The organism is Ohtaekwangia kribbensis, assembly GCF_042676245.1.
In the GTDB taxonomy this organism is placed as follows: Bacteria; Bacteroidota; Bacteroidia; order Cytophagales; family Cyclobacteriaceae; genus Ohtaekwangia; species Ohtaekwangia kribbensis.
Window position 1 is genome coordinate 1128927 of the sequence record NZ_JBHTKA010000007.1, and the last position, 14563, is coordinate 1143489.

Consider the following 14563-nt stretch of genomic DNA (forward strand, 5'->3'; position numbering starts at 1 on the left):
AAAGTTTTTTTTGAAATCGCGATTCTGGTGGAAATAAAGCTGTAGTTGTTACCCAAACGTAGTGTCCTGTTAAAGAGAAACATTTACCGAAAGGGTAGGAGCGAACCCCAGCAGTACAATATCCATGTACGTTGCCGGAACTTCCGTGTTGGTGAGCTTGGCTTCGTCCAGCCGGGTGGTATCGATCTTTCGTGTTTTAATATTCTTATGATCGGTAATGTTGTGGATAGATAGTCCCATTTCAATTTCACGGGAGTTCTTAAGTCGTATACTATAGGAAGCTGCGAAGTCAATTCTGAAATATACCGGCAGCCGTGACTGGTTGCTATAGTCCAGCAGAAGATCATAGTCATTGATCACACCATCCTCATTGCGATGATAACGCACTGTGTATTTGGGATAAGGTTTACCGGATCCGAAGATGAGTGTGGAGGAAAGATTCCAGTTACGTAACATCAGCATGTCTATAACCTTGAGTTCATGGCGTTGATCCTGCCACGATGGCGCGTGGGCTCCCTGCAAAATATAGGGATGTGTTTGTGTAGCATGCGCGAGTGAATAGGCAATCCATCCCTTATGGATACCGCTTGTTTTCTGCACCATAATATCAAGACCATATATAGTTGTGTTGCCGGAGTTCAGATTTTCGTCAATGATCACGCCTTCACTTGTTTTATAATAGACCTCGGCATCGTACGCGAATTGTTTACTTCGCAGGGTTGCGCCTGCGCTCACATGATCGGATGATATAACCGGAGCGCTCACATCTCCGGGACGGGACAGTATCCAGAAGTTTTCATTGATTCCGGATATCGAGCCAGTACGTGAAGGGTAAAAGAGTTGTGTGATAAACTGGTGGCTGCGACCATAACCTGTCTTCAGGTTTAGCTGCCCGGTCAATTTATAGGAGGCAGTAAGTCGCGGTTCAAAATATACCTGCCCACGTTGATTGTAATAATATACCATGCGCGCACCGGCCGAAGTTGTTAATCGGCTTGCAGGTGAAACCGTTATTCCTCCGTATAAGCTGTGAAGCCAGCTATATTCATTTTCGGTGATGTTCGTGTCCTCAGGTATTTCATCCGGAGAAACTATATCGGATGTATATCGGTCTTGTATATGTACGTCCGTTTCCTGTCGCGTACCCGACAGGCCCCAGTCGACGGAGAGCGTATTGCGTGGCTTCCATTCGTTGTCGACAGTGTAGCTCAGGTCGTTGATACTGTTTTTGAAATTAAATGCATACGTGCTTTGTCCCGAATCCAATACGATCTCGTGCTGGTAATTATACTTCCGGAAAAATTTGGAGTCCGATATGCGGATATTGGTATAGTATGTATCGCTCCATTGACGTGCCCAGCGCAGACTTGCCCCGTTATTTCCCCAGCGTGTAACTTCATCGCTGTCTACTATAAAAGTATCGTTGTCACTGCCGAGCGAAGTGCTGTCACGAATGTCCATTCTGTCTCGGCTGATATAAAGGCTAAGCGAAAGTATATCACGACTGGATGGACGGAAGGAAAGTTTGGTATTGGTATCGAAAAAATAATACTGCGGAGTTACTTGTCTGCCGAGCGGTTCAACAAAACGAAAGATATCGATCTGATCATTATAGGTTCTTGCTATTGCAAAGAGATTGTCGAACAGTTTGCTTTGGACAACATCGGTAAACGATCGCCTGGCACCGGCAAAGAGCGACCATTTTTTTGTGATCGGTATTTCGACAGTAGCCTTCCCGTTGATCATGTTGAGCTTGGCGTTGAAGGCCGGTTTTACGCTGTTCCCATTCTTTGTAGTGATGTCAATTACACCCGATACACGGCCGCCATACCTTGGGTCAAACATTCCTTTATGCACGCGCACGTCTTTGATGATATCGGCATTGATGATGCTGAACGAACCGAAGAAATGATCCTGCTGGTATATGGTCATCCCGTCCAGCAGCGTAAGATTATAGCTCGCGTGTGAGCCACGTATAATCATACCGGAAGAAGATTCATCGGTAGCCGTAACGCCCGGCAGTAACTGCATGGTTCGCGACATGTCCTGTTCTCCCAGCGAAGGAAGTGTATGAAGTGCTTTCGGATTAAAAACAAAAGCTCCTGGTATATCTTCTGTATGAACCGCCTGGTTATATTCATCAAGTACAACTACTTCATTCAAAATCTGTGTATCGCTTTTTAAGTGTATACTGAATTCACGGGAAGTATCGAGATCTTTTATGCGAACTGCTTGCGTAATATAGCCGAGGTATCGCACCTCCAACGTACAAGTGTCATGCGGAATGGCAAATAGCGTGAAGTGGCCATCGTTGTTGGTGGTAGTCGTAATGTTTGTGCCGTGTACCCATATCGTTGCCTGTGGCAATGTTTCTTCTGTACTGTGATCAATAACTTTCCCGGACAGACTGATATTTGTCTTCCCCGGTATACTTTCGTCTGAGGCCTTTGGACGCGGTACAATAATGAAGTTGTTTCCTACTTGTTGTGCCTTTACCGGGGTTCCTTCTGTCAGGCGTTCGAGACTTTGCAATATCCCAAGATCATTCAGTCGCAAGTCAACAATTATATTCTGCACGAGAGAAGGATCATAGGCAATCTTCAGACTATATTTATCCTGTATAGTCTTGAGTGCTTTTGACAGCAGAGTTTTTCGAAATATTTCCTGGACGTGAACTTCCTCTACAGGTTGTTGTGCCCGCAGTGTTATGTTAATGACGATGAACAGAACTATAAATATACTCCGGGTCACTTCACCGTTATCTTGTTAGCTGTCTCGTGTGTATAGTTCAGAGACATGGGTTTAAATACCATCTCCAACGCTTCATCCAGATTTTTGTTACTGAAATAACCGGTATATAATCGGGTGCCATCACCCTGCAGTATAATTTCGACATTGAATTGTCGTTCCAGTTCATCAATTACAATATTCAGCGGTCTACCTTCAAAATAGAAATCTCCCTGGCGCCATGTAGTTTTTTTGTCATCGAACGGTTCCGCAGCAATCAGTTTGTCCTTGTCCAATTTAGTAAACAACCCCTTGGTAAGCATAACCTCATGTTTGTCATGAGTTACTTTTACTTTGCCCGTGAAACAAGACACTTCGAATTCTGCAGGTCTTGTATTTACATTGAAACTGGTACCCAGTACAGTAACATTTCCGTTTTCACTTTTCACCGTAAATGTATTTCCCTTGGTTACGTTGAAGAAAGCTTCTCCTTCGAGCGTTACGGTTCGGTCGTCTGAAAAGTTGAATCGGGAGTAAGCAATTTTAGATTCAGCGTTCAGTGTTACTTCCGAACCATCGGGCAAAGTATATACTTTTGTCTCAGCCATGGTTGTTGTAACTGTAGCTTCATGGAATGCGAAGAATGCAATCACTAATAATGTTACCGATGCAGCGATGCTCAACGGAATCCAGCGACCAATCTTTACAACTTTGGCTTCGGGCTTCGGTGTCTCGGTTAATTTACCCGAGAGTTTTTCCCACGCGTCTTCCTTTGAACCGGAGTCGGGTACTTTCAAGCTGGCAGATCGTGTGATCAATTCATCATACTCCCGAATGAGCGCATTGCCATTTTCTTCCCTGGATTTAAGTTCAGCAGGCGATACTTTTCCCTCCAGCCAGTCCTTAAAAAAATCGTTATGGTTCTCCATAAATTAAAACCTGGATTGTGTGATACTTCGTAAACTTTCAAGTGCTCCCTGCATCCGTTTTTCAACGGCCTTCACGCTGATGTCCAATCGCCCGGCAATTTCGCTATAGGTCAGATCATCGATGCGGTTCATCAGAAAGACCACGCGTTGAGACTCGGGTAAATTTTCTAGTGTACGATTCAACCTTGCAGCAAACTCATCTTTCTCCAATACATAGTGGGGTGATTCCTGAACACTGCGATCATGATCTTCGAGCTTCAGTTCGAATCGCGTCTTCGCACTGTTGAAATGATTAATAGCAAGATTATTCGCGATCTTATAGAGATAACTTTTCACGGTCTCAAGCAAGATCGTGTCGCGTTTGTCCCATGCCTTGACAAACACCTCTTGTGTGATGTCTTCCGCTAAATCTATATCTGCCAGTTTATAGTACAGGAAGTTCTTTAGCGGACGATAGTACTCATCAAAAACCGACTTGAAATCTTCCCGTGTCATTCCTGAATATAGAGTTGGTGATCCGATATATTGGTTTGCAGCGCTTGCCTGTCATGAACGTAAATTAAAGTTACAGCGGGGTCATCACAACCACAACCTCAGCCTGAAGCTGCTGTATATATTGTGAGATTTTGAGTGTACTGTCGGTGAGTTCAACAATGTTCCAGTCCGATGCACTTTCTCCTGCCGGACGAATACTGATGATTGTCTCATTCGCCTTGAACTCCCAGGTACCCTGAACGTCTGTTTCGAACTCTTCACACAGCTCATTACCTATATCATCGATGAAAGTTCCATCAGCAAAAAAAGTTGTTGTGTTGTCTTCTTCGCATGCTTCCCGATCATCGGTGATGTCTTCATCATCCATTTCATAATAGACCGTTGTCCATTGTTTACCCACCAGCAGCGGGCGTTTGCTGGGAGTTGCGTCATCGTCTTTACACGATGATGTGAAGAGCGTTAGTACAATACCTGCGGATAGGAGGTGTCTTGCGGATAAAAGGGGCATAAGCTGAATTTATTAAGAATACAAGTAATTCCCAATTTACCCTACCCGCCTGTAAAAAAAATCTGTGAAAATCTTACAAAGCTCCGCCAGGGCTGTGCTGACGGGACAACCTTTGCGTTGTGCTGAGTGGATGTATCTACTCAGCGGATAACCACATTGGCGGAAATCAGTTTTGATTCTTTTCGTAACAGCAGTCTATATATACCGGCAGGCAGTTGTCCAAATGAGATCGTATTTTCGTCTCGGTTGAAGTGTATGGAACGTTTGATCACCAGTTGACCGCTTGTGTTATACAACGATACCTCTACCGGCCCGATCAGTTCCTCGCGAACACGTACGTTTACAATGCCACGGCTAGGGTTCGGGTAGATTGCCAGTTGTTCTTTTCCGGCTGCTTCGAGTCCGGTGACTACAAAAGTAAGCGATGCAAAATCTTCCGAGCGGCATCCTTTGTCACTCACGCTGCGAACCTCGTAAACACCGGTTTCGGTTACGGTGATCTCGGCCGTTTGATCACTTAGCAGTGTACCGTTGAATGTCCATTCGTAACGGGTAGTACTTCCAACAGCTTTTAATTTGTTATAGGCTGTTGATTCAATATGGGTTGGTGCCGAAGGCAATTCTAGCACTGTTACGGTTACCGGTTGAGACAGCGGACTCTCGCAGCCATTGTTTACGCTCACCGTATAGTCTCCGCTTTCGCTGATTATAATTTCGCGCGATGTTTCTCCGGTAGACCAGGTATAGCTGGCGAATCCTTCAGGGGCAATGAGTGTGATCGTTTCACCGCTGCAAAATGTTGCAGGGCCTCCTGGTGTTATTACGGGTTGAGGAGGATTGTTCATAACAAGCTTGAAGGTCTGTGATGTCGTGGAGCCGCATTCATTGGTCAGTGTACATACCCAGGTGCCTGCATCGGCTGCCGTAAATGTCTCAAAACTCAACGTTGATGTTGTTCGCGATGCATCAGTAACATTGTTATGTTTCCAGACTATAGTTGTAGCATTCGGACTCGCGAGGTCAAGTGTGAACGCAGCGTCTTTACACACCTCGTGTGTAGTAACGGTCTGGTGTTGATACGATGGTTTTCTGCAGACCTGGAGCATAGAAGGAGCGAAGCCGCGTGTCCAGAAGCGACCCGCCATACGAAGTTCGCTTGTCGTAGTATTATACTCAAAGACTCCGAATTCTGTGCAACCATACAGTTTACCGTTGCCACTGATGACGAGCGAAGAAGGGAAGGTACCTACATCTCCAAGCCATCCGATACCCAGAAGGAAATCGTGTTTTTTAGTAAACGTGTTTGTGATCAAATCAAACTCGTATAGTATACCTCCACCACTGGCCAGATTTTGTTCCGGCACACCACCACCATGCGCAGTACCATATAGTTTACCATTCTTGGCAAACACGAGCGATGTAGGGTAGAAGCTGTTGGTAAGTACGCCTCCGTGAAAATCGTGACGCTTGCTATAGGTGTTGGACGAAGGTATATATTCGAAGATTACACCCTGGTTGGATGTACCTCCGTTGTTTGTTGTTCCGTAAAGTTTACCGTTAGCCTCTGCAAAATGACCGTTGTATGTATAGCCATTGTCCACCAGGCACACACTCCGGTAGCGAATGGCAAGTGCATTGGTGGAAGGAATAACACGAATGATAGAGCCCATGTAAGGATTGGCAACAGGACAACTTGAATTGGTCGTGGTGCAGGCATATAAATTTCCATCGGTTGCCTTATAGAATGCTTCTGCTATCTGGTTCTGCATCGTGCTGTTGGTAGGGCCACCCTGGTATGTAGGTAATACGAAGGGTTTGTCGAATACACCTGTGTTGAAATTATAGGAGAATACATACTTACCTTGACGAGCCAGTCCATAAATAAGACCAGGAGACACTTCTGTTAAACCACGCACTCCTTCCGCCCGTGGGGTAAATATATTTGGTAAGTTAGTACTCAGTGGACCCAGATGTTCGATCACACGAAACTGGTCCGTGTTAAGATCATATTCGAAGAGCGTACCACTTGAGAATACACTGTTACTTCCTCCCTGGCCTCCGGAGGCTGCAAGACCATATAGTTTATTGTTGCTCGCCAGTAGCAAGGCACCAATGTTGGACCCGTCAATTTCATTTTTGAAGTGATGAACAATCTCAAGGTTATCACCGATAGAGTCTGTTTTAAAGATGAAGCCATTTTCGTATTGGCCGCCCGAACTGGTAGTGCCCCAAAATTGTCGTTGTGCTTCTGCACCCAGGCAGGTTGCAGTAAGAAGGATAGCAGACAAGAGTTTATACATATACTAATAAATATAGCAATCACCAGTATCCATACCGTTGGAAGGTAAGATTAAACTGAAATCTCACGAATTCTATAGCCGTTAAAAAGCACGGTGCAACGGTAAATCAGCTATAGGTATACTTACTGTTTCTCAAAATACTCACCTGTAAATTTATATATGATCAGCTTGCTGGTTACTTTGCCATTTTCCCAGACTATAGGAATGCTGATTGCCTTTTCGTTTGTATTGTAATTGATGAGCTTTACCGGCCGTTCGGTTCGGTCCACAACAGAAAAGAAATCGAAGTTAAATCCAAGCTCATTCCGTATACCGGTTTTTGTTTTGATCAGCTTTACATCGTGTTGTAAGGTGCCGTTCACAATACTGAATATCTTTATACCCTGGTAGCAATCTTTAGAAGAGTAAATGCCATGCTTCACGGCCAGATAGTAAGTCTTGCCGGCATTTTTTAATGTATAGATGTCAGAATACCAATCGCCCAGTTCTTCCTGCGAAGTCTCAACGCGAATGATTTTTGAATATAGCTTTCCATCGTTTTTATACTGAAATATAGTTTTGAAATAGCGCATGGTACCGCCACCCTGATCGTCCCAGGAGTATATTCTGAAAAGCCCGTCATCGGAGGTTGCTATCCGAAGACCTTTGTCGCGCAGGGCTGTAAACGTATCAGTTATTGAAGAAGGCTGTCGCGATGTATAGGCCAGCAGTTTTGTGGCAAATACCTGGTTTGCGTGCTCCAACGAATCGTATTTGTCAACTTTTGAGTCGGAGCCATCATACTCGGCCCAATAGGATATTCTTTCAAATTGCCTGAGCAGATCGCTTGAAGAATGTTGTGCGTATACCGGAACAGAGAAGAATAAAAACAGGACGGGAATCAGTTTCATAGAAGAATCGGAGAATATATAGTTCACCGATGCAAATATGCTTTCTTTTGATGAATGCGTTAACAATTCAGGTAAACAAAGTTATAGACATTCGGAATATACTTTGAATCCTGAATCGTTAGCGGGAAGAATTATAGCAGACTATAGATCCGCCATCATCAAATCGATCTTGTCGAACAGTTCGCCTACACCCAGGGCAGCCCATAGAATAAAAACACCTAACAGAATTTTGATGATACGCGGAACGGAACGACCTGTCTTTTCTTTTATCATCGCAGTTATAGGAGGGAAGTATACAAGCGAAAGAAGTACTATAAAAACTCCGAAGCCGGGATCGTTACCCCAGAAGGTGTTTATCACACCGATCGCAAAAAATACCACGCCAAAGAGGAGGCTTATCGAGTTCAAAATGATTGAATTCCTGCTCATCGCTACTTCTGTTTTGTTGTTCATAGTTATTTTCTGTTATGCTGTTTTGTTGCGCCTTTCTGAAAGACATGTAAAGATATTTAAAAGTACTTTGTATTTCAAAGTATATTGAGAGATTTTTTGATGAATCCATTTTCATAGGAATTTTTAACGCTTGGCAGGGAATGGGATCTCAGTCAGTACGAGAAGAATCTAACGACCTGATTACTTTGCAGGGATTGCCGGCTGCAAATACATCGGAAGGAATGTCTTTTGTTACAACGCTCCCTGCGCCAATCACGGTTCTGTCTCCAATATTTATCCCGGGACAGATCACAGCGCTTCCACCAATCCATACATCTTCTCCGATCGTTATTGGTTTGGCATACTCAAGGCCCGTGGCGCGCTCACGAAAATCGACAGGATGTGTAGCGGTATAGATCTGCACGTTCGGACCAAAGAGTGTCCGGTGTCCTATCGTAACATAGGTTACATCCAGCACAACACAATTGAAATTGAAAAATACTTTCTCTCCGATCTTTATGTTATAGCCATAGTCACAATAGAAGGGAGGTTGAATCCACAATCCATCGGAAGCATGCGGCAGCAGTTGTTTTAGTATTTCAGCACGCAGCACAGTCTCATTCTCGGCTGTTTCATTCAATCGCTTCAGCAGGAGACGTGTAGCGGTTCTTTCATCGGAGATCTCTTTGTCTAGAGCGTTGTATAGCTCACCGGCAAGCATTTTTTGTTTTTCTGTTTTCATAGGCCTATATATAGATAAGACTAATAAAAACTTGTTCCCGGTGAGTAGTGTGTCAAAATAAATCGGTTGTCAGTTTTTTGGCGCAGTGTTCTGCAATTTTAGAAATGCGTGCTGCCCGTGTTTCCGGTCGTTTCGTTAAGGCCAGCGATAACAGCATAGCTCTTCGTCTCGATTTACTTAAACTCAGGAAATGATTTTTTGAACCGGCTTTCTTTTTAAAAGCATCTTCGAGGTCTTTCGGAATAACATGTTCTTCCACTTCGTCCAAAACAGACCACGATCCATTTTCCTTGGCAGCTTCGATTACTTTTACCCCGGCTGTTGTCATAAGCCCTTCTTTCATAAGTCGTTTGATTTTCTGCTTGTTTATTTTCGACCAGGTACTGTTGGGCTTTCGTATGCTGAAACGCTGCATGAATTTTTCTTTGTCAATAGATTTTCGAGTGCTATCGATCCATCCAAAGCAAAGCGCTTCGTCAACAGCGTCACTCCAGTCAAGGGTAGGTATATCAGATTCCTTTCGGTAGAGTATGAGCCATACTGATTGTTTTTTACTATGATTTTTCTCTAACCACTTTCGCCATTGCTGCCGACTGCCAGGGGTAAATGATTCGATTGAGGACTCTTTCATTTCATGTTTGAAGTTAGCATAATCCGAAAATAACCAGTATGGATGCCAGGTGCTTGTTCATTGTCTCAACGCCATTGCATCGCTACCATAAAAAGATATTGAAATATATACTATTTCATGACTACCAGAATAACCGTTACGATCACAATGCCAACGAGGTGATAGGTTCCACTGATAAAGCTATAATAGAGCGGCCTGGGTATATTGGGATTGATGGCAATATTAACGGTATTGGCAACGAGGTACCCAACTCCCACCAGCAAGGCAAATTGAAGAGCCTTTCCAATGGAGTCAATCTGAAGCGAATGCATTAACATAGCACTGGCAATAGTAATGACGAGACAACACAATGCCGGACCTATAATAAAAATAGGGGCGACATTTTTTTGTTGATCATTTTCTTTTCCGAGGGAACTTCGATACTGCTTATTGAAAAATAATGTGAACCATACTGCGCCCAGTATGAAGTATGCTGTAAAGGCAAGGAGAACGCTGATCCAATTGATGTCTTTTAATACATTAAACATGATGCGATACTTTGTTAGTTTAAAATGATTCAACAAAAGTATAGCGGGCTGCGACAGCCTTGTGTCAGGGGTAGGAGGAATTAATGATGCCGGTCAAAATATTCCTGCAAGGTCATGTTATGAGGTTTAAATTTTTCGGAGAGTACTTCCAGTTTTGTGATCCGGTCAAGACGGAAGTACCTGAACTCTTTGCGCAAGCGACACCACGCAACCAGCAACCAGTTGTCGGTACTTAATAACGCAAAGGGTTCTATGATCCTGTCGGATATTCTATTTGCTTCGTTTCTATATTCTATTTTGGTGAGGTAAAAATTAGTAAGTGCGAATTGGAGGACTGAAAGATTGTCACTCGTTCTTTCGATATTCTTTAACTGATCAGTATGTGTACGTTCGACCAGTAAATTAACCTTGTCTTTTGCAGTATGGCTCAGAACAGCTTTGATCTTGTCGATCGCGTCTGCGTAATCTTTGATAAGCGATGCATCTTTATTCCGAAGCACCAGTTGTTCTGCAGTAATCAACGCATTGGCTTCATTCTCGGTAAACATGACAGGAGGGAGCCTGTAGGTCTCCATCAGTTTATATCCCATGCCTTCTTCCGTTATGATCGGGATGCCGGATTGTTCCAACGTCTTAATATCTCGGTAAACTGTTCTAACGCTTACTGCGTATTTCGAAGCGAGTTCCGTGGCCGTTATCAGTCTTTTCGTTTGCAGTTGAGTAAGTATTGCAGTCAGTCGCGCAATTCGTTTTTTCTCGGTATTGTCCATGGCTATAGCACAAATGTATCGGTATCGGTTGACTTGTGAAGTGTCCATCGCTGCCTGAACATATTGAGCAACAAGTCGGTAAAGCTCCATCCGATTTTCCGGGCCGCCAATGCTGTTAAACTGTCCTGACCTATTCGGTTGGGTCTTGATGCTCCCGTCATGTTAGGCTTCATGTTCAAATCGAATAAAAAGAACGTACCGGTCGCATCTGCCCGACAATCAATCCGGACAGGAGCTTTTGCGTGTACGAGGTAAGCCGCACGTTCACACTGCCTGCACACTGATTTTATCGGATCAGTTTCAAGTTCATATTCATTCAGCACTCTGCTATTGTTAATCACGGCTACGACTCCGTTGTAAGGAGCAACACCATCCTGATGATTAAACCGTTTTACCGGAGGGAGGCTCCAGTATTTTTCATATATACATTCTTTACCATTCAGTATATAATTACCGGGAGGCATTACGGTGATGGTGATTTCTTCTCCGGGTAAATAAGGCTCCATATATATAGCATCTCCATACCGTTGCTCCGCGAACAGCTCGTTTAATACGTTAGGTAAATCTGCTGCATTCCGAACTACAACAACTCCCTGGCTTCCGCGACCTCGTACAGGCTTGATTACTACCGGAAATATAAAAGGCACAGACATGCTTGCAACGTCATTGGCATGTATCAATACCGACTCGGGTATAGGCACATGGTTGCTCCGCAGAAGTTCATTTGTAACAAGCTTGTCATCATAGATATCTGCCACGCGAGGAACTTGTCCGACAATAGCCATACCGTTGTTAATAACATCCTCAACGGGATGTCCAGCAAACAAAACCGTATTCAGCCAAAGTATCGTTGCGCCTCGTGCCCGTGCATCTGCTATTCCTTTTCTTGTATCAGGAAACACCCAATCCAGATCTCGCTCGACATCCGGTAAATCAACCGGTGTAATAACATCTATCCCGGCCTGTTTTAAAGCGAATCCTATATCTGCTCCACTATCGGAATAGCCGCCCGGTTTCATAGGCTTTATGATTCTGTTTTTGGCAGGAGGAGTATCAGCCTGGTATAGAATAGCCACTGATTCGGTTGTCGCGGATTTGTTCATCGATATATGTTGGATCAGGTAATTTTCTTCAAGATTAAAAAAATCTTATTAAAAAATTATGTAGTTAAGTGGCTACGCGTATATTTGTAGTCAAATAGCTACACGATGAATTTACGAAGAGATGTATTTCAGGCCATAGCGGACCCGACACGAAGGGCTATACTTCTGTTGGTTGCTTCGCAGTCGATGACAGCAGGTGCAATAGCTTCAAACTTTGATACAGCGAGACCAACGGTTTCAAAACATTTGCAAATACTTACCGAGTGTGAATTGCTGGCGCAAGAACAAAACGGAAGAGAAATATATTATCACCTAAATCCTAAGAAGATCAAAGAGATAGCAGACTTCATCGAGCCGTTTCGCAAATTGTGGGACGATCGGTTTAATAAATTAGAGTCCATCATGAAAAAATACAAACCCAAAAAATAGTTATAATCATGGAACGAAAAACCAAAATTGATGCCGAAGAAGGCAAGCACGACATACTGATAACGCGTGAGTTTGATTTACCGCTGGACTTGCTTTTCAGAGCGCATATCGAGCCTGAAATTATTGAGCAATGGATGAGTACGAACGTACTGAAGTTTGAAGGTAAAAAACATGGAGGCTGGCAATACCAAACCAGAGACGAACACGGGAACGTGGTGTTCCAGGCGAGCGGAGTGTTTCATGAATTTGTACCGGAGCAAAAAATTACACGGACATTTGAAATGGAGAATACACCTTTTGCTCCTCAACTCGAGTTTCTTGAGTTTGAAAAAATTACAGAGGACACAAGCAAACTCACTATACATATAGTATATAAATCTGTTGGACTCAGGGATCAGATGCTGAAGCTACCTTTCGCGCAGGGTATAAATATGGCGCATAACCTTTTACAAAAAGTAGTAAGCAAACTAAAATAAAAACACTATGTCAAAGAGAAATAAAATCATCTATTGGATTGCCACCCTCTGGCTTTCATTGGGTATGGTATCAACCGGACTGGTACAATTGTTAAAGAGGAAAGAGGAAATAGATTTAATGGCGCGCCTGGGGTATCCTGATTATTTTTTAACTATACTAGGTGTCTGGAAAATTTTAGGTGTTGTAGCTATACTTGTCCCCAGGTTTCCGGTGGTGAAGGAATGGGCTTATGCAGGCTTTTTCTTTTCAATGACGGGCGCTGCATTTTCACATGTAGCATCGGGTACGCTGAATGAAATATACCCTTCGTTGCTGCTGTTGGCACTTACAATAGTATCCTGGTATTTCAGACCTGCCGAAAGAAAAGTAATATTAGTAACCCAAAAATGATGTAACATGAATCCCAAGGTTGATTTCTATTTTATCAAAGCTAAGAAATGGAAGAAGGAATTTGAGACATTGCGGTCGATCGTTCTTGATTGTCAGCTAACGGAAGAATTGAAGTGGGGCAACCCGTGTTACACGTTTGAAAGGAAGAATATAGTTTTAATACATGGGTTTAAGGATTATTGTGCGCTGCTGCTTTTCAAAGGCGCGTTGTTGAAAGATCCGAAAGGAATCCTGGTTCAACAAACGGAGAACGTACAGTCTGCGAGGCAGATTCGTTTTACCAATGTACAGGAGATCATCAAGCTGAAGGCAACGTTGAAGTCCTATATCTATGAAGCTGTGAAAGTTGAGGAAGCTGGTTTGAAAGTTGATTTTAAAAAGACCTCAGACTTTGAGGTACCCGAAGAGTTTCAAAGTAAACTTGACAAGAGCCGTGCGTTGAAAAACGCTTTCAGTTCTCTTACACCGGGCCGGCAACGTGCATACCTGTTTTATTTTTCATCAGCAAAACAATCCAAGACACGTGCAGCCAGAGTTGAAAAATATATGGACCAGATTATGGATGGCAGGGGAATGGATGACGAATAGCATTTGAAATTCATAAACGAACAGTAAATCTTTAAACCGAAACTATATAGTATATATATGAAGAGCAGTAAAAAGAAATTGTCAGCGGAAGACCGCGATGAATTACTTAAAATATTGAAAGGTCGCTTCGAGAAAAATATGAAACGCCATAAAAGTCTCAAATGGACAGATGTGGAAGCAAAGCTCGATGCGAATGCGGAAAAACTTTGGTCGCTTAGTGAAATGGAAATAAGCGGGGGGGAACCGGACGTTGTCGGTTACGATAAAAAAGCGGACGAGTATATTTTCTACGATTGTTCTGCAGAAACTCCGAAAGGACGCAGAAGCATCTGTTATGACGCTGAAGCACTGGAGTCGAGAAAAGAACATAAGCCCAAGAACAGCGCCATCGAAATGGCGGCTGCCATGGGCATAGAGCTTTTAACCGAAGAACAATACCGTGAACTGCAGGAGCTTGGAGAATTCGATTTGAAAACATCCAGTTGGGTGAAGACTCCGGTTGCCGTTCGTGAACTTGGAGGCGCTCTCTTTTGTGATCGCCGTTATGACCAGGTCTTCCTGTATCACAACGGAGCAGAATCCTACTATGCTGCGAGAGGGTTCCGGGGTGCGCTGCGCGTCTGAG

At 43.6% G+C, this 14563-nt stretch carries 17 protein-coding genes; 5 read left to right on the top strand and 12 right to left on the bottom strand.

The genetic code is table 11. From position 1 onward, the window contains the following. Positions 1-69: 69 nt before the first annotated feature. The 12 genes from ACFQ21_RS19745 to ACFQ21_RS19800 form a co-directional block, all read right to left on the bottom strand. Positions 70-2751, bottom strand: a complete 2682-nt coding sequence (locus ACFQ21_RS19745; RefSeq protein WP_377581579.1) for a carboxypeptidase-like regulatory domain-containing protein — start codon at positions 2749-2751, stop codon at positions 70-72. Then, the gene (locus ACFQ21_RS19750) at positions 2748-3656 is read right to left on the bottom strand and encodes a FecR family protein (protein WP_377581582.1); all 909 of its coding nucleotides are present in this window, start codon (positions 3654-3656) and stop codon (positions 2748-2750) included. Before ACFQ21_RS19750 ends, ACFQ21_RS19745 begins: the two co-directional genes overlap by 4 nt. Positions 3657-3659: 3 nt before the next feature. After that, positions 3660-4151, bottom strand: coding sequence for an RNA polymerase sigma factor (locus tag ACFQ21_RS19755; RefSeq protein WP_377581584.1), 492 nt, complete (start codon positions 4149-4151; stop codon positions 3660-3662). 70 nt (positions 4152-4221) lie between these two features. Next, positions 4222-4659 carry a lipocalin-like domain-containing protein gene (locus tag ACFQ21_RS19760; protein ID WP_377581587.1) on the bottom strand — a complete coding sequence of 146 codons (438 nt, stop codon included), beginning with the start codon at positions 4657-4659 and terminating at the stop codon, positions 4222-4224. 140 nt (positions 4660-4799) lie between these two features. Next, positions 4800-6959, bottom strand: a complete 2160-nt coding sequence (locus tag ACFQ21_RS19765; RefSeq protein WP_377581590.1) for a T9SS type A sorting domain-containing protein — start codon at positions 6957-6959, stop codon at positions 4800-4802. A gap of 122 nt (positions 6960-7081) precedes the next feature. Then, a complete protein-coding gene (locus tag ACFQ21_RS19770) occupies positions 7082-7849 on the bottom strand; it encodes a hypothetical protein (RefSeq protein ID WP_377581593.1) in 768 nt (255 codons plus the stop codon). A 141-nt stretch (positions 7850-7990) separates the two neighbouring features. Further along, complete coding sequence (locus ACFQ21_RS19775) at positions 7991-8302, bottom strand: hypothetical protein (RefSeq protein ID WP_377581595.1); 312 nt, start codon at positions 8300-8302, stop codon at positions 7991-7993. 148 nt (positions 8303-8450) lie between these two features. After that, positions 8451-9023, bottom strand: a complete 573-nt coding sequence (locus tag ACFQ21_RS19780; protein ID WP_377581597.1) for a sugar O-acetyltransferase — start codon at positions 9021-9023, stop codon at positions 8451-8453. A gap of 52 nt (positions 9024-9075) precedes the next feature. Continuing rightward, positions 9076-9654 carry a YdeI/OmpD-associated family protein gene (locus ACFQ21_RS19785; RefSeq protein ID WP_377581600.1) on the bottom strand — a complete coding sequence of 193 codons (579 nt, stop codon included), beginning with the start codon at positions 9652-9654 and terminating at the stop codon, positions 9076-9078. Between the two features lie 110 nt (positions 9655-9764). Then, a complete protein-coding gene (locus tag ACFQ21_RS19790; RefSeq protein ID WP_377581603.1) occupies positions 9765-10181 on the bottom strand; it encodes a DUF1761 domain-containing protein in 417 nt (138 codons plus the stop codon). Positions 10182-10261: 80 nt separating this feature from the next. Next, complete coding sequence (locus tag ACFQ21_RS19795; protein ID WP_377581605.1) at positions 10262-10951, bottom strand: helix-turn-helix transcriptional regulator; 690 nt, start codon at positions 10949-10951, stop codon at positions 10262-10264. A gap of 2 nt (positions 10952-10953) precedes the next feature. Beyond that, the gene (locus ACFQ21_RS19800; RefSeq protein ID WP_377581607.1) at positions 10954-12054 is read right to left on the bottom strand and encodes an ATP-grasp domain-containing protein; all 1101 of its coding nucleotides are present in this window, start codon (positions 12052-12054) and stop codon (positions 10954-10956) included. A gap of 105 nt (positions 12055-12159) precedes the next feature. Here ACFQ21_RS19800 and ACFQ21_RS19805 point away from each other — a divergent pair, with 105 nt between their 5' ends. Genes ACFQ21_RS19805 through ACFQ21_RS19825 form a run of 5 tightly spaced genes read left to right on the top strand, consistent with a single transcriptional unit; the run spans position 12160 to position 14562 of the window. Continuing rightward, complete coding sequence (locus ACFQ21_RS19805; RefSeq protein ID WP_377581609.1) at positions 12160-12483, top strand: ArsR/SmtB family transcription factor; 324 nt, start codon at positions 12160-12162, stop codon at positions 12481-12483. Positions 12484-12491: 8 nt separating this feature from the next. Next, positions 12492-12959 carry an SRPBCC family protein gene (locus ACFQ21_RS19810; protein WP_377581611.1) on the top strand — a complete coding sequence of 156 codons (468 nt, stop codon included), beginning with the start codon at positions 12492-12494 and terminating at the stop codon, positions 12957-12959. 7 nt (positions 12960-12966) lie between these two features. Further along, complete coding sequence (locus ACFQ21_RS19815) at positions 12967-13350, top strand: DoxX family protein (protein WP_377581613.1); 384 nt, start codon at positions 12967-12969, stop codon at positions 13348-13350. 6 nt (positions 13351-13356) lie between these two features. Further along, complete coding sequence (locus ACFQ21_RS19820) at positions 13357-13938, top strand: YdeI/OmpD-associated family protein (protein ID WP_377581615.1); 582 nt, start codon at positions 13357-13359, stop codon at positions 13936-13938. A 57-nt stretch (positions 13939-13995) separates the two neighbouring features. Then, positions 13996-14562, top strand: a complete 567-nt coding sequence (locus ACFQ21_RS19825) for a DUF4256 domain-containing protein (RefSeq protein ID WP_377581617.1) — start codon at positions 13996-13998, stop codon at positions 14560-14562. Position 14563 lies beyond the last annotated feature (1 nt).

Excerpts from the sequence above, each read along its gene's own strand:
- ACFQ21_RS19750 (WP_377581582.1), bottom strand. The coding sequence starts at position 3,656 with ATGGAGAACCATAACGATTTTTTTAAGGACTGGCTGGAGGGAAAAGTA.
- ACFQ21_RS19755 (WP_377581584.1), bottom strand. The coding sequence starts at position 4,151 with ATGACACGGGAAGATTTCAAGTCGGTTTTTGATGAGTACTATCGTCCG.
- ACFQ21_RS19760 (WP_377581587.1), bottom strand. The coding sequence starts at position 4,659 with ATGCCCCTTTTATCCGCAAGACACCTCCTATCCGCAGGTATTGTACTA.
- ACFQ21_RS19765 (WP_377581590.1), bottom strand. The coding sequence starts at position 6,959 with ATGTATAAACTCTTGTCTGCTATCCTTCTTACTGCAACCTGCCTGGGT.
- ACFQ21_RS19770 (WP_377581593.1), bottom strand. The coding sequence starts at position 7,849 with ATGAAACTGATTCCCGTCCTGTTTTTATTCTTCTCTGTTCCGGTATAC.
- ACFQ21_RS19775 (WP_377581595.1), bottom strand. The coding sequence starts at position 8,302 with ATGAACAACAAAACAGAAGTAGCGATGAGCAGGAATTCAATCATTTTG.
- ACFQ21_RS19780 (WP_377581597.1), bottom strand. The coding sequence starts at position 9,023 with ATGAAAACAGAAAAACAAAAAATGCTTGCCGGTGAGCTATACAACGCT.
- ACFQ21_RS19785 (WP_377581600.1), bottom strand. The coding sequence starts at position 9,654 with ATGAAAGAGTCCTCAATCGAATCATTTACCCCTGGCAGTCGGCAGCAA.
- ACFQ21_RS19790 (WP_377581603.1), bottom strand. The coding sequence starts at position 10,181 with ATGTTTAATGTATTAAAAGACATCAATTGGATCAGCGTTCTCCTTGCC.
- ACFQ21_RS19795 (WP_377581605.1), bottom strand. The coding sequence starts at position 10,951 with ATGGACAATACCGAGAAAAAACGAATTGCGCGACTGACTGCAATACTT.
- ACFQ21_RS19800 (WP_377581607.1), bottom strand. The coding sequence starts at position 12,054 with ATGAACAAATCCGCGACAACCGAATCAGTGGCTATTCTATACCAGGCT.
- ACFQ21_RS19805 (WP_377581609.1), top strand. The coding sequence starts at position 12,160 with ATGAATTTACGAAGAGATGTATTTCAGGCCATAGCGGACCCGACACGA.
- ACFQ21_RS19810 (WP_377581611.1), top strand. The coding sequence starts at position 12,492 with ATGGAACGAAAAACCAAAATTGATGCCGAAGAAGGCAAGCACGACATA.
- ACFQ21_RS19815 (WP_377581613.1), top strand. The coding sequence starts at position 12,967 with ATGTCAAAGAGAAATAAAATCATCTATTGGATTGCCACCCTCTGGCTT.
- ACFQ21_RS19820 (WP_377581615.1), top strand. The coding sequence starts at position 13,357 with ATGAATCCCAAGGTTGATTTCTATTTTATCAAAGCTAAGAAATGGAAG.
- ACFQ21_RS19825 (WP_377581617.1), top strand. The coding sequence starts at position 13,996 with ATGAAGAGCAGTAAAAAGAAATTGTCAGCGGAAGACCGCGATGAATTA.